Origin of the sequence: Neptunomonas phycophila, from assembly GCF_001922575.1 — a bacterium.
In the GTDB taxonomy this organism is placed as follows: domain Bacteria; phylum Pseudomonadota; class Gammaproteobacteria; order Pseudomonadales; family Balneatricaceae; genus Neptunomonas; species Neptunomonas phycophila.
In genome coordinates this window covers 1,146,934-1,162,628 of the sequence record NZ_MRCI01000001.1, presented here as the reverse complement: position 1 = coordinate 1,162,628, position 15,695 = coordinate 1,146,934, and the positions used below count along the sequence as shown (strand labels likewise).

At 45.4% G+C, this 15,695-nt stretch carries 12 protein-coding genes; 2 read left to right on the top strand and 10 right to left on the bottom strand.

The annotated features are described in order from the left end of the window. Positions 1-48: 48 nt before the first annotated feature. The 9 genes from BS617_RS05260 to BS617_RS05220 form a co-directional block, all read right to left on the bottom strand. Positions 49-1,266, bottom strand: coding sequence for an MFS transporter (locus tag BS617_RS05260; RefSeq protein ID WP_075171834.1), 1,218 nt, complete (start codon positions 1,264-1,266; stop codon positions 49-51). A 174-nt stretch (positions 1,267-1,440) separates the two neighbouring features. Then, positions 1,441-3,048, bottom strand: coding sequence for an ABC-F family ATPase (locus BS617_RS05255; RefSeq protein ID WP_075171833.1), 1,608 nt, complete (start codon positions 3,046-3,048; stop codon positions 1,441-1,443). Between the two features lie 163 nt (positions 3,049-3,211). After that, positions 3,212-4,405 (bottom strand): iron-containing alcohol dehydrogenase, encoded by a 1,194-nt coding sequence (locus BS617_RS05250; protein ID WP_075171832.1) that lies wholly within the window; start codon positions 4,403-4,405, stop codon positions 3,212-3,214. Between the two features lie 116 nt (positions 4,406-4,521). Then, positions 4,522-6,258 carry an ABC transporter substrate-binding protein gene (locus BS617_RS05245; RefSeq protein WP_075171831.1) on the bottom strand — a complete coding sequence of 579 codons (1,737 nt, stop codon included), beginning with the start codon at positions 6,256-6,258 and terminating at the stop codon, positions 4,522-4,524. A gap of 246 nt (positions 6,259-6,504) precedes the next feature. Continuing rightward, on the bottom strand, positions 6,505-6,780 hold the full coding sequence (locus tag BS617_RS05240; protein WP_075171830.1) for a DUF2160 domain-containing protein: 276 nt from the start codon (positions 6,778-6,780) through the stop codon (positions 6,505-6,507). Positions 6,781-6,791: 11 nt separating this feature from the next. Next, on the bottom strand, positions 6,792-7,598 hold the full coding sequence (locus BS617_RS05235; protein WP_075173437.1) for a carbohydrate ABC transporter permease: 807 nt from the start codon (positions 7,596-7,598) through the stop codon (positions 6,792-6,794). A gap of 10 nt (positions 7,599-7,608) precedes the next feature. Beyond that, a complete protein-coding gene (locus BS617_RS05230) occupies positions 7,609-8,475 on the bottom strand; it encodes a carbohydrate ABC transporter permease (RefSeq protein ID WP_075171829.1) in 867 nt (288 codons plus the stop codon). Beyond that, positions 8,472-9,572, bottom strand: coding sequence for an ABC transporter ATP-binding protein (locus BS617_RS05225; protein ID WP_075171828.1), 1,101 nt, complete (start codon positions 9,570-9,572; stop codon positions 8,472-8,474). The genes BS617_RS05230 and BS617_RS05225 overlap by 4 nt, the downstream gene beginning before the upstream one ends. A 3-nt stretch (positions 9,573-9,575) precedes the next feature. Beyond that, entirely contained in the window at positions 9,576-10,670 is a 1,095-nt protein-coding gene (locus BS617_RS05220; protein WP_075171827.1) for an ABC transporter ATP-binding protein, read from the bottom strand. 278 nt (positions 10,671-10,948) lie between these two features. On the opposite strand from BS617_RS05220, the gene BS617_RS05215 reads away from it, so the two are divergent. Beyond that, the gene (locus BS617_RS05215) at positions 10,949-12,955 is read left to right on the top strand and encodes a sigma-54-dependent Fis family transcriptional regulator (protein WP_249263574.1); all 2,007 of its coding nucleotides are present in this window, start codon (positions 10,949-10,951) and stop codon (positions 12,953-12,955) included. Positions 12,956-13,005: 50 nt separating this feature from the next. Here BS617_RS05215 and glpK read toward each other — a convergent pair whose 3' ends face one another. Next, entirely contained in the window at positions 13,006-14,484 is a 1,479-nt protein-coding gene (glpK, locus tag BS617_RS05210) for a glycerol kinase GlpK (protein ID WP_075171826.1), read from the bottom strand. A gap of 269 nt (positions 14,485-14,753) precedes the next feature. On the opposite strand from glpK, the gene BS617_RS05205 reads away from it, so the two are divergent. Beyond that, a complete protein-coding gene (locus BS617_RS05205; RefSeq protein WP_075171825.1) occupies positions 14,754-15,512 on the top strand; it encodes a DeoR/GlpR family transcriptional regulator in 759 nt (252 codons plus the stop codon). Positions 15,513-15,695 lie beyond the last annotated feature (183 nt).

Sequence of the window (15,695 nt, the reverse complement as noted above, 5' to 3'; positions counted from 1 at the left end):
GATCAATCATTACAACCATCTAGGCCGCTAGCTACCTAAAGAAAGCCTCTATTTTGCGCCACCAGCCAGCTTTACTGCATCAGGGTGCGCCCTAAGCAACGACATAGCAATAATTCCCACCACCGGGCCTGGAACCAGCAATAAAAACGCCCATTGCCATCCACCTATCCATTCAACAAAAATAGGAATCCAAGAAATAGCTAACACCGTTAGTGCAAAGCCTATTCCTAATTGAAGGGCCAAAGCAGTTCCGACAAAGTGATGATCTGCTAGCTCAGTAACCGCCGCCGAAAATTGAGCACTATCACCTATAATGGTGACTCCCCACATAATGGCGATGACGGCTAAAAGCCAAGCCGGACCATCAAAGAAAAAACCAATAGCGAATGCGCACACCCCGGAAGCAAACATCATCCCGATCGTAGTTAAACAACGACCAAATTTATCCGATAGCACGCCTCCCAATACACAGCCAATGCTACCTGCCGCGACAATCACAAAACAAAACATGGAGGTAGACCCAAAAGGCACAACAGTTAGCTGAGAGGCAGCTGCATTAGTAAAGGCCAAAATCCATGCCCACATAGCATACAATTCCCACATATGACCAAAATAACCAAGGTTGACCAACAACAGGGGCTTTGACGTAAACACCTGTAAACACTGCCGCGGATTAAATACCGCACGGCCAAAAGCATTAGGCCCTTCTTTGACCACGGTTATGAACAGCAGCGCTCCTACAAGCGTTGCCACAGAAGACCCTGCCACAACCCAATGCCACTCAATATCATCAATTAGCGCCCTGAATAAATGAGGCGCAGACGAGCCAATGGTTAAAGCACCAATGAGAAACCCCAAAGCTAACCCTCGTCCTTTTGTAAACCATGTGGACATAATCTTTAATGCCGCAGGGTATACCCCTGCCAAAAAAACGCCCGTCAGAAAACGCAAACCTACCGCTAACTCTATTGAAGGCTCTAATAGCAACAAGCCGTTCGCAACCGCTGCTCCTAATGCGGAAAAAGCCATCAGCTTTGGTAAACGGATAATATCGGGCAGGTTAACCAAGGATGACGCGATCGCTCCTACAACAAACCCTATTTGCACACCGTTCGTTAACCACGCCGCTTGCCCAGCCGATAACTCCCACGCTTTGATAAGCTCCGGAACAACGGCTGTAGCCGAGAACCATGTTGTGAGTACACATACAACACCGATACAAATAACAAATAAGGCAGACCAGCGATTCATATTTTGTAATGCCATTACGTCAAGCTCTGTTTATTTTTGATAATCAACCTAACACCATTTCCCCGGGTACAACACCCTTCTAAAGCGTTAGTTTTACGCAATACATAGATGCTACTTAACAACTGAGCATCCACAAAAAAGCCCACTATTTGTGGGCTTTTTTTAAAGAGAACCTGAATAGCTTCAGGTTTATTTATTGCCAGCTTGCTGTGCTAATTGATGCGCCAAAAACTCTTCATACGTTCCTTGGAAATCATTTAGCTTTTGGTCTTTAATCTCAATAACACGCGTTGCCAATGACGATACAAATTCACGGTCATGGCTGACAAAAATGAGCGTGCCAGGGTAATTTTCCAATGCAAGGTTCAATGCTTCAATCGCCTCCATATCCAAATGGTTAGTCGGCTCATCCATCACCAGAACGTTAGGATCAGACATCATCAACTTACCAAATAATAAGCGGTTCTTTTCACCACCGGAGCAAACTTTCACCTTCTTGTTGAAGTCATCAGCAGAAAATAAAAGCCGACCTAATGTTGCACGCACAATCTGGTCATCGTGGTTTGGTTTGCGCCATAGGCTCATCCAATCAAACAAAGTCAGATCGCAGTCAAAATCTTCTGTGCTATCTTGAGGACAATACCCAATGGTCGCATTTTCAGCCCACTTTATATCCCCTTGCTGAGCTTCTAACTCACCAATCAAACAACGCAATAAGGTAGTTTTACCTGCACCGTTCTCACCAATAATGGCCAAACGAGAACCCGCCTCCAGCAGCAACTCGCCTCCCTTAAATAACAAGCCTTCCTCGTAACCGTGGCCTACATTTTCTAATGTTAACGCTTGGCGAAAAAGCTTCTTATCTTGGTTAAAACGAATGTACGGGTTTACACGGCTAGACGGCTTTACTTCATCCAGCTTAATTTTTTCTAGCTGCTTAGCTCGAGATGTCGCCTGTTTCGCCTTAGAGGCGTTTGCAGAGAAACGACTAACAAACTGTTGTAAATCAGCAATTTGTGCACTTTTTTTCGCATTTTCTGAATGTAAACGCTCACGTGCCTGTGTCGATGCCATCATAAAGTCATCATAAGTACCGGGGTAAACACGTAGCTCACCATAGTCGATATCCGCCATGTGTGTACAAACAGCATTCAAAAAGTGACGGTCATGCGAAATGATAACCATGGTACTTTTACGCTCGTTGAGAACACCTTCCAGCCAACGAATCGTATTAATGTCCAAGTTGTTGGTCGGCTCATCAAGCAACAAAATATCAGGATCAGAAAACAGAGCCTGCGCCAATAAGACACGTAACTTCCAACCCGGAGCGACCTCGCTCATCGGCCCAAAGTGCAAGTCTTGCTCGATACCCGCACCTATTAAAATCTCTTGAGCGCGGCTCTCTGCGCTGTAACCATCCATTTCAGCAAACAGCACTTCAAGTTCAGCGACTTTCATGCCGTCATCTTCTGACATATCCGGTAAGGAATAAATACGATCGCGCTCTTGCTTTACTTCCCAAAGCTCTTTATGGCCCATAATCACCGTATCAACCACGCTGTATTCTTCAAACGCGAACTGATCTTGATGCAATTTACCTAGGCGCTCGTTAGGAGTTAACGACACATTTCCAGAGGTGGGAGTTAACGAACCATCCAAAATTTTCATAAAGGTGGACTTACCGCACCCATTCGCACCAATCAAACCATAACGGTTACCGTTACCAAATTTGACGGAAATATTTTCGAACAATGGCTTAGCGCCAAATTGCATGGTGATGTTAGCGGTAGAAATCACAATTTAGGTCCTGGAGTTTCGTTGACGAGGCAATTCAATACGAGAAAAAGCGGATGCGTACTATATAGCATTTGCACCCGTATTCATAAGGCTATCTACTCAACTCATACGGCAATCCTGTTTACCCAAACAGGTTATTAGACCTAAATGACTATCTTGTTACTTAAATGCAAGCGAGGAGAATTGCTTCAAGCTCATCAGGCGATAATTTTATCGGGTTTGTTTTCATACTATTACCCCCAGAAGCCGCCACGATAGAGGCAAAATCCTGCTCAGTAATGCTGAAGGATGATAACGAAGGCAACTGTGCCTCACATTGCCATTGGTACATCAAGGCTACCAATTCATGTGTGCCACCACAGCCTAGCAACTCTGCTACCTTGTGATACCGACACAGCGCTACATTATCTAAATCTCTCGCTTGCATCGCCGCTAAATTAACCGCAGTCGTGTCAGCCAGCAAAATACCGCAAGCTTCTCCGTGAGGTATAGAAAAATAAGCACCCAAGGGCGAAGCTATACCATGAACAGCTCCTAAACCCGTTTGCGCCAAACACAACCCCGATATCATCGCCGCATATGCGATACCAGCGTAATCGTTAACGGGTTGGACCTGGCTAGGATCAAAGGCAGCAACAAAATGTGTTAAACCGCTTTCGACTAACGCCAATGTCATTGGATTAGCCTTAGGCGATGTGTAGGATTCAATCAATTGGGTTAGCGCATCCATCGCATTAGCCACCATTACGGACCGCGGGCATGAATGAAGCAGCTCAGGATCAACAATAGCAACTTTAGCCAGTAATTGATCATCACGGAAAGATTTTTTAAAGCCTCCAGCTCCATGCTGGGTGATGACCGCATTTTTTGTTAACTCACTCCCTGTTCCTGCGGTAGTTGGAACCGCAATAAAAGGTAAAGACGGCCCAGTATAAGCGCGTTCCACCCCTACACCTTCCAAAAAATCCCGAACAGCAAATGGTTCAGGTAGCCCCAGCAAACCTGCGATGGCTTTAGCGGCATCCAATGCACTCCCTCCGCCTAAACCCACGACCACATCTACTTGTCCAGAAAACTGCGTTACGGCTTGATCAACCTGATCTGGCGTTGGCTCGCCAGCAATAGCATAGGTCTTATAGGTTATACCGGCATGTGTTAACTCTTCGATCAAGGTCGACCATTGTGGAGTTTTCCGAAAAGAAGAAGCCCCTGTGACTAATAACGGCCTTTTCCCCCAACGGATGATGTGAGAAACCAACTGAGAAAACACCCCATTACCAAAGCAGATTTGTGGCAATTGGGTCATATTAAAAGGTGAAATTAATGATTGATTGTACGACTGTGCTAAGGTTTTCATACGGAGTATCTCAACCCAAAAACAAGATAAAAAAACAACAGGCCTTTAATGCAAAAAGACCCCTAACGCTTACGCGAAGGGGCCAAAAGCAACATGCTACAACGTCTTCCTTGCTGTTACTGCTGCCAGCTTTTCAGTAACTCTTCATAAGCCACGGTTTTACCTTGCGGCTTTTCATTAGCTAGCTTAGGTTTAGGCGCTCCTGGCTGATCAAACCAGTACTGCGCATCGCGCTCTGGATTTAACTTAGGACCGCACTCACCTTGAACATTAGCGCGCTCTAAACGCTGCATCACTTTATCCTGAGCACCCGCTAAACCATCCAATGCTTCTTGGGCTGTTTTTTCACCTGAAGCCGCTTCAGAAACGTATTTCCACCACAGCTGAGCTAGCTTAGGATAGTCAGGTACGTTAGTGCCTGTCGGACTCCACTGCGTACGCGCTGGACTGCGATAGAACTCAACCAAACCACCCAACATAGGAGCCGCTTTAGTCATAGCTTCTGATTGAATGTCAGATTCACGAATAGGCGTTAAACCGACAAGTGTCTTCTTCAATGAAACCGTTTTAGCGACTGTAAACTGAGCATAAAGCCATGCAGCCAAGCGTTGTTTCTCTGGCGTAGAAGTCATAAACGTCCAAGCGCCCGTATCCTGATAGCCCAGCTTCATACCTTCTTGCCAATAAGGTCCTTTAGGTGAAGGAGCCATGCGCCATTTTGGTGTGCCATCTTCATTAACAACCGGCAACCCTTTTGTGGTCATGCTAGCCGTAAAGGCGGTGTACCAGAAAATTTGCTGTGCAATAGCGCCTTGTGCTGGCACAGGGCCTGCCTCAGAGAACGTCATACCTTGCGCTTCTGGTGGCGCGTAATCACGCATCCAATCCACATATTTTTCAGTAGCATAAACCGCTGCTGGGCCGTTAGTTGCTCCGCCGCGTGTTACGCTTGAGCCTACAGGGCGACAGCCTTCAACTCGGATACCCCACTCATCGACTGGCAAGCCGTTTGGAATCCCTTTGTCACCTGCCCCTGCCATAGAGAACCATGCATCAGTAAAACGCCAGCCCAATGACGGATCTTTCTTACCATAATCCATGTGGCCGTAGACGGTTTCACCATCAATCGTTTTTACATGCTTGGAAAAGAATTCTGCGATGTCTTCATAAGCAGACCAGTTAACGGGTACACCCAAATCATAGCCGTAAATTTCTTTAAATTGCTTTTTAAGATCGTCACGTGCGAACCAGTCAGCACGGAACCAATATAGGTTAGCAAACTGCTGCGTTGGTAATTGATAGACTTTACCGTCGGGCCCGGTGGTAAAGCTCAGACCTATAAAGTCTTCAAGATCTAAAGTTGGCAAGGTGTAATCTTTGCCATCGCCTTCGATCATGTCGGAAATAGGCACAACTTTGCCGTAACGGAAATGTGTACCGATCAAGTCTGAGTCATTGATATACGCATCATAAATATTACGACCCGACTGCATTTGCGTTTGCAACTTTTCGACCACATCGCCTTCTTGAATCAAGTCATGATTGACCTTAATCCCTGTGATCTCTTCAAATGCTTTGGCGAGCACTTTGGCTTCATACTCATGTGTAGCTATGGTTTCGGATGCGACATTAATGGTCATGCCGCGGAACGGCTTGGCCGCTTCAGTAAACCACTTCATTTCCTCTAGCTGAGCTGCTTTATCCAGCGTCGATTCAGCAAACTCATCAGCGACCCATTTGTTAGCCGCATCTAGGTATTGATCAGCATACGCTTGGATGCTCATCCCTAATCCCGCTGCAGCAACGGCAACGCTCATCAGTAACACTTTTGGTAATTTATTATTTTTTTTCATCTTAACCTCTCGGAAGTGAGTGATGTTTAAAAGTAGAGCTTCTCCACAAACCCTACTTTTATTCGTTTTCAACTTTCATTCATTCAATGAGCGCATCGGTGAAAAGAAAATCGAAAGCAGTAAATCGAATAATCAGGAACGAAATTAATTCGTTTTAGAACATATTTCAACCCTGATTTGTTCGATTTCGAAATTATTTGAGTATTTCTCGCGCCAAACTGAACTAAGTTATACCAATTACCTAGATCAACCCCAGCGCATAACAATAGCCAGCCACACTACCGAGATAGTAAGCGGTATCCACAAAGTCATATCAGATACAGCTAACACCCCTAAATGAATGTAAGCAGATGTTAATAAACCAATGAATAATCGATCACCTCGCGTGGTAGCAATAGGCAAAAAGCCACGGCGTTCAACACAAGGATTGCGAACTTCATACACGGTCATACCCACTAGGATTAACGCTATGGTCGAGAAAAAGATTGCGACCACAGGGGTCCATGCCATCCAACTAAACATATGATGTCTCCTTAAACTCGGCCCAGTGCAAAGCCTTTAGCCACATGGTTACGGACAAACCAGATAACAAGCAGCCCAGGAATAATAGTTAACGTACCAGCCGCTGCTAAAACGCCCCAATCAATACCAGTAGCACCGACGGTACGTGTCATGATGGCACCAATCGGCTTAGCATCGACAGACGTCAACGTGCGCGCCAGCAATAGCTCAACCCACGAAAACATAAAAGCAAAGAAAGCCGTTACGCCAATGCCCGAACTGATCATAGGAATAAAAATACGACCAAAGAAACGAGGAAAACTGTAGCCATCGATATAAGCTGTTTCATCAATTTCACGCGGTACGCCCGACATAAAACCTTCCAAAATCCATACAGCCAAAGGTACGTTGAACAAACAGTGCGCCAACGCAACGGCGATATGTGTATCGAACAGCCCTACAGATGAGTAGAGCTGGAAGAAAGGCAGCAAAAAAACAGCAGGCGGTGCCATACGGTTAGTTAATAACCAAAAAAACAAATGCTTATCACCAACAAACTTATAACGGCTAAATGCATAAGCTGCAGGTAATGCAACCAGCAACGTCAGCACTACGTTCATAAATACATAAGCCATTGAGTTCAAATAGCCGTTGTACCAAGTTGGGTCGGTAAAGATCACGTGATAATTAGCCAACGTGAAGTTCTCGGGCCAGAAAGTCAGCCCTCCTAATATTTCTTCGTTGGTTTTAAAGGACATATTGATCAACCAATAGATTGGGACCAACACAAATAAAATATACAGCGCCATACCCATGGACTTGCGTTTTGAATTCATCATTTCATCCACCTCACTTCGCTTTATCCATGTGGCTAATCGTTGTAAAGAACAACCAAGACACCAGTAATACAATCAAGAAGTAAACCAAAGAGAACGCCGCCGCAGGCCCTAAATCAAACTGGCCAATCGCCATTTTGGTTAGAGTTTGGCTAAGAAAAGTCGTTGAGTTACCTGGTCCGCCGCCCGTTAATACAAAAGGCTCGGTGTAGATCATAAAGCTGTCCATAAAGCGCAGCAGAATCCCAATCACCAACACACTTTTTAGGCGTGGCAACTGGATATAGCGAAAAACGGCCCATTTTGATGCTCGATCGATTTCAGCCGCTTGGTAAAAAGCATCAGGTATTGCCCGCAAACCCGAGTAACACAACAAAGCAACCAACGGTGTCCAATGCCACACATCCATTAACAGCACCGTTGCCCATGCATCACCCGTGTTAGCGGAGTAATTGTAATCGATGCCCATGCCATTGAGCGCTGCACCAAATAGACCGATATCAGCACGTCCGAAAACCTGCCAAATAGTGCCAACAACATTCCACGGAATTAACAAAGGAATCGCGACCAGTATCAGGCACAACGAAGCCATTTTCCCTTTGGTTGGCATCACAAGTGCGACACAAATGCCTAGTGGAATTTCAATGGCAAGGACGGCAAATGAATAAATAAATTGCCGAATTAGCGAGTCATGCAGATCTTCATTACGCAGCACTTCTCTAAACCATTCAGCGCCAACAAAGTACGCTGTATTTTGATCAAAAATATCTTGAACCGAATAGTTCACTACCGTCATTAACGGGATAACTGCCGAAAATGCAACCAGCACAAACACCGGCAACACTAGAAACCACGCTTTATTATTTTCTGTTTTATTCATAGCGCATCCTCCTCTAAAAGGAATTCGTCGACATACACCTTCAACCACTGCTGAGGAAAGCTGACATAAGCCTTACCGTTAGGGATGGGCTGATCTTCGTCTAAACGCGCTTTAATTTCTTGGCCGCCCAAACGCATCGTTAAGATTTTGTAAGTCCCCAAGTCTTCACATGCGGTCACATCGCACTGCAAGGCTTCTTCTGATGCCTCATCCCACACGTGAACAAACTCAGGTCGAATACCTACCTTGATATTGTCGGATGGGTGATCAGATAAAAAGCGGGTCAATGTATCGCTTAAAGGAAGATGGATGCCATCGAAAGACACACCGCCATCAGCACGGTCCACTTCGATAAGGTTCATACCCGGGCTACCAATAAAGAAGCCAACAAAAGTATGGTTGGGTGATTCAAATAGCTCACGCGGTGTACCAAACTGTACAATTTGTCCACCATACATCACCGCTATTTTATCGGCAAAAGTCGAGGCTTCTAATTGATCATGCGTGACGTAAACCATGGTCAAATTAAACTGCTCATGAATTTGCTTAAGCTTACGGCGCAACTTCCATTTGAGGTGTGGATCAATAACCGTTAGCGGCTCATCAAATAAAATAGCCGAAACATCATCACGAACTAGACCGCGTCCCATTGATATTTTTTGTTTTTCATCAGCGGTGAGGTTCTTCGCCTTATTTTTTAGCAGGGGTGTTAACTCAAGGATGTCTGCCACTTCACTGACTTTGGCCTTAATTTTCGCTTCTGGCATTTTGGCGTTGCGTAACGGGAACGCCAAATTATCGTAAACGCTCATTGAGTCGTAGATAACCGGAAACTGAAAAACCTGTGCAATGTTTCGTTCTTTGGGTGATAGCTCATTAACACGAACACCATCAAACAAGATATCGCCATCTGAGGGTTGCAAAAGCCCAGAGATAATATTCAGCAAGGTGCTTTTGCCACAGCCAGAAGGCCCTAACAGCGCATAAGCCCCGCCTTGATGCCAGATATGATCCATTTCTCGAATGGCATAATCAGCAGGAGACTGCGGTGAGGCACTATAACTATGCGCCAATGACTTTAAATGTATTTCTGCCATGATTTACCCCTTAAGAACCTGAGCTTGTACCGGTGCTTGGATTAGCAAGCCGTCCAAACCAAACACAAACAATTTATGTGTAGGCAGGTACACCTTAATCGGCGTATCAGTGCGATATTCATGCACACCAGACAATTGCAGGACCAAGCTAAAATGATCATTACGCACATGCATAAAGGTTTCGGAGCCACTGATCTCAGCCAGCTCTACCTGCATCGACAATTCCAAGTCATCATCGTTATGCGGAACTAAACCGATATGGCTAGGGCGAATACCAAACTGATAATCGCCGCGCGGCAAATCGCGTAAGTCTTGGTTTAAAGGGAAATGAGCATATTGATCGAACGTCACCTCAGTATCGGTAACCGTTCCACGCATCAAATTGATAGGTGGTTCACTGAACAGTTCAGCGGCTTCTACGTTAACTGGGTTACGGTAAACCTGATTCACAGGGCCAGACTGCAAAACACGCCCTTCGTGTAGGAGTGTTGTCACCCCTCCTAAGGCCAATGCTTCGTTAGCTTCGGTTGAGGCATACACGGCTATTGAGCGGCGCTCTTTAAATAACTCGCGCAGCTCGGCTCGCAGCTCCTCTCGTAACTTATAATCAAGATTGACGAGCGGCTCATCGAAGAGAATCAAGCTGGCGTCTTTAACCAACGCTCTCGCCATGGCAGTACGCTGTTGTTGCCCGCCAGATAACTCAAGCGGACGACGCTTTAAGAATGGCTCTATTTGCAGCATCGCGGCCGTTTCCTGAACACGGCGTTTAATTTCCGAATCAGGCATGCGCGCTAAACGCAAAGGCGAAGCTATATTCTCGTAAACCGTTAAGCTAGGGTAGTTAATAAACTGCTGATACACCATTGATACATTGCGCTGTTGAATCGGCAGATGCGTTACATCTTCACCGTTCATGAGCACTCGGCCTTCGTTAGGTTTATCCAACCCAGCCATTAACCGCATCAAGGAGGTCTTACCGGCTAGCGTTCGGCCTAGTAATACATTGAATGAGCCCGGTTCCAAAGTGAGGTCGATATCCGTGAGATAAGGCACGCCATCAACCACACGGGTCACACTTTCAAGAGTCAGTGACATGTGGTGTCCTTGTTCTTTTTATTATTTGCTAAATTAACCAGTGAGTGAACTGCTCAGCACACCAGAAAATTCGTTTTCGAAAAAAAACAAAGCTAAAACCATGCCAAATGTTTCACTCAGGTTAAAACCCTACCAACTAATATTAAAAAACAACACGTTAGATACAATCCAAACACACGATAACGAACAAAAACAAACACAAAACGAAAAGCAACTGTTCAAAAAGTGTTGACATCAACAGTGTTCACATCAACAATTGAACACTTAGAGCCTAAGTTGTGATTAATATTGAACACTATGGCTCTGCTCCCCTGACTAAGAATGATAATAAAATAGATGAGCTGCTCATGCGTAACGACGATTTAGTAGACGATCATACCGCTACCATTCAAGCTTCGTGGCAGCGCTGCGAAGAATACGGATTAAGCCACCAATCCAGCCCACACCTTGAGCGCCTACCTGAAGCAGACTATCGAAACCTACAATGGATGTACGGCGATCTAGTCAAAACAACAGCAACAGAAGTACTGCCGTACTACGAGAACATTTTATCCAATAGTAAATGCATGGTGATGCTGGCAGACGCAAAAGGACAAGTCCTTCAAAGCTGGGGAGATTCTCGTTTTGTCACCCCGCAACAAAAACCTTTTTTTCGCGAGGGCGTGAGCTGGCAAGAGCGAACCAATGGCACGAATGCAATAGGTACCGTATTAGCCTCTGGTCAACCAGTACAAGTATTGCGGGATGAGCATTACCTAAAAGCCAACCGCTTCATGATAGGCTCGGCTGCTCCTATTTATGATGCCAATCATGATCTATTGGGTGTTTTAGATGTATCCAGCGATGCTTATCTCCCCCAAGCACACACCCTTGGTATGGTTCGTTTAATGTCTCAATCTGTCGAAAACAGGCTTATTTTTAAAAAATTTGCAGATGAGCACTTCTTAATCACCTTCAACACCAATATCGATACGCTTGATAGCCAATGGTCAGGCCTATTAGTCGTCAACGAGGACGGCATGATCATATCGGCCAACCGACGCGCAGAACTGCTATTAAGCTTTGAGCTGAGCATGATCAACATCAGCGATGTATTTGATACGCGCTTTTTTGATATGAAGCACCAACCCGACAATCTACCAATGCGACTGCGCACGCAACATGGCTACCAAATGCAAGCGATTATACGCAAACCCACACAAGCGATTGTTGATGCGGTCGATTTTCGCAACACGCCAACTAAAAACACAGCCCCTACGCACTCCCCTACTGTTTCGCTTAATCGGATAAGCTTTGGTGATCCGCGAGTCGACAAATGCGTGCAACAAGCCTCGCGTTTAATAGAGAAAGATATTCCTATCCTTATCCACGGCGAAACGGGGGTGGGTAAAGAGGTATTTGTAAAAGCCTTACATGAACACAGTTCGCGCCACCAACATTCATTGGTGGCCGTTAACTGCGCGGCTATCCCAAGCGAGCTGGTTGAGTCAGAACTCTTCGGATATGTTAAGGGGGCTTTCACTGGTGCTAATCAGAAAGGCGCGATTGGGCTGATTAGAAAAGCCCACAAAGGCACTCTCTTTTTAGATGAAATAGGTGAGATGCCAACTAAGGCTCAGGCCCGGTTACTACGCGTGCTTCAAGAGCGCAAAGTAACCCCCTTGGGCTCAACCGAGTCCTTCCCTATTGATATCCGGTTAATATCAGCCACTAACCGAAGTCTAAAGGATGAGGTACAACAAAATAACTTTAGGCAGGATCTATACTACCGAGTGAGCGGGCTAAACTTGGAACTACCGCCCTTGCGTGAGCGTCTCGATAAGCGGCAGCTCATCCAAGAAATATATAAGATGGAAGCATCACCAGAACAAACGCACCCGCTTTCGGAACAACTTTTACATTTATTTGAACAGCACCCATGGCCTGGCAACATTCGTCAGTTGGTCAGTGTTATCCAAATAGCATTAGCTATGGCTGATAGCGATCCAATAAATAGCAGCCACCTACCCGATGACTTTTTTAACGATCTCGAAAACTCACCATTAGTGATGGCACAAGCAGCTGATACAGTGGCCAGCTTACAACACGGCCACCCAGCAATATCTCCTGATTCCCAAACAGCCCATTCAGATATTAAAACTACGGATACGCTAAGTGATGACATACAAGCCCAAACACTGAGCATGTTTGAATATTATGAAGGCAACGTCTCAAAAACAGCTAAAGCGCTTAATATAAGCCGTAATACGCTCTATAAACGCTTAAAAGTAGCGGGTATACGTTAACCCGCTACCGTTGAGACAATTAGCCGCTAATGCGGCTGAGAAACACAGCTTTAGCTTTGCACTTTATCAATTGCTTTAACCCAGCCGGCATACAAACCATCACGCTTTTCTTTGGTCATTACCGGCTCAAAGCGATGTTCACAGCGCCATCGACTCGCCAAATCGTCTAATGAAGAAAATACGCCAGCCTTGAGGCCAGCCAGATAAGCCGCACCAAGCGCTGTTGTTTCAATAATTTCAGGGCGATCGACCGTCGCTCCGAGTACATCAGCTAGAAATTGCAGCACCCAATTATTCGCGACCATACCGCCATCAACTCGTAACGCTATTGGACGCTCTCCATCTTCTTCCATTGCTTTTTGTAAATCTTTAGTTTGATAACAAACAGCCTGAAGACCCGCAGTCACAATCTCTTTAATCCCGGTATCTCTGGTTAAACCAAAAATAGCGCCGCGCGCATTCGGGTCCCAATGCGGAGCACCCAGCCCTGTAAAGGCAGGCACGAGATAGACGCCGTGGTCTACATCCGTCTGCACCGCCAGCGGTTCAGCATCTTTTGCGTTTTCAATTAGCTGTAAACCGTCACGTAACCACTGGATGGTAGCGCCGGCAATAAAAATACTGCCTTCCAGTGCATAAGTTGGCTTGCCGTTAATCCGGTAAGCGACCGTGGTTAACAAGCGGTGTTCCGAGCGCAGCGGCTTATCACCCGTATTCAACATTAGGAAGCACCCCGTACCATAGGTGCTTTTTGCCATACCAGGCTTGAAGCAGGTTTGACCGACCATTGCTGCTTGCTGGTCCCCTGCCACCCCATAAACAGGAATGGGCTTACCTAAAATATCAGCATCCAAGGAGCCAAAATCATCCGATGAATCCAGCACTTCGGGCAACATACTGGCAGGTATATCAAACAAAGATAACAGCTCTTCATCCCATGATTGGCTATGGATATTAAACAAGAGGGTTCGTGAAGCGTTAGTAGCATCCGTCAAGTGAGAGCGCCCACCTGTTAAGTTCCACAACAGAAAAGTATCAACCGTTCCAAATACCAACTCACCCTTTTCTGCTCGCTCACGTACGCCGGGCACTTCATTAAGAATCCAGCGCAACTTGGTTGCCGAAAAATACGGATCAATTAACAACCCCGTTTTATCGGCTATCATGTCGGCGTAGCCCGCCTCGTTTAAGGATTCACAATAAGCCGCGGTGCGTCGGTCTTGCCATACTATAGCGTTGTAAACTGGCTCTCCGGTCTTACGATCCCAGACCAGTGTCGTTTCACGCTGGTTTGTTATTCCGATGGAACCAATATCAGCCACATCAACATTATTGTCCTGAATAACATGTCGGCATGTCTGAAGTACCGAGCTCCAAATATCACCGGGCTCATGCTCGATCCATGCATCCTTCGGGAAATGCTGTGTAAACTCTTGCTGACTGGTGGCGTGTATACTTCCATCATTATTAAACAGAATAGCGCGCGAGCTTGTTGTGCCCTGATCAATTGCCAGAATGTACTGATTCATGAGGTGATCCTGAGAGTAATTGTTCTTTTTTGTTCGTATTTTTACTTTTTCGAAAAAAAAAGCAACTCCTTTATAACGATTATTTTGTTTTTATCCCTACACACCACTCCATTAGCGACTTATAATTAGTTATATAATTCTATTAATTTATTCCCAATTATTAATAGTTTACTTGTGCCGTCACACGGTGAATTAACACATATCAGTATGGCGCAAACTCCATTTAAAAATAATTGCTAAACACCCGCATTAAAACAAGAGATCAACGAATGACTCAAAAAAGGCGCCAAGACCAGATCTTTGAAATGATCCAACAAAAAGGGTTTGTCACTATTGATGAGCTAGTTGAGCATTTCCAAGTTACGCCACAAACCATTCGTCGTGATCTGAATCAACTTGCCGAATCCGACAAGATTAAACGCCATCATGGTGGCGCAGGCATAGAATCCAGTACGGTCAACACCGCGTACCAAACCCGCAAAATCATGAACTTGGAAGCAAAGCAAAAGATAGCAACGGCTATTGCCAAGCAAATCCCTGACGGCTCCTCTTTGTTTATTAACATCGGCACTACAACGGAAACCGTTGCACAAGCGCTTTTGCATCACAAAAATTTGCAAATTGTGACTAACAACTTGCACGTGGCAACCATTTTGTCGGTTAAAGAAGACTTCAAAATTATTATTGCTGCAGGCGAGGTTCGCCATCGTGACGGTGGCATCATTGGTGAAGCAACGGTAGATTTTATGAACCAATTCCAAATGGACTTCGGGATTATTGGTATTAGCGGTATCGATGAAGATGGTTCCCTGCTCGATTTTGATTACCGAGAAGTTCGAGTTGCACAAATGATCATTAACAACTCTCGCCAAGTTTTGCTTGGAGCAGACAGCGATAAGTTTGGCCGCAGCGCGATGGTCCGCTTAGGGAATATTACTCAGATGGATCATGTCTTCACCGAAAAACCCCCAAGCCAAGATATGTGCCGACTCCTAAAAGAGCATAACGTAGTTTTACATACCAGCTAACCAACAAAACGCTCTTCACAGTTCACTCTGCCGCTCTGCCACGCTGCATCTTTTACAATCCCTTCGAAAGCGAACCAAAACCCCAGTAAAAATTCGTAATCGTTGTAAATATATTCCAAAATACGTCTTTTAATGTTCGTTTATGGTTGATTTATTTCACTTTCGAATCCATTATTGATTCAT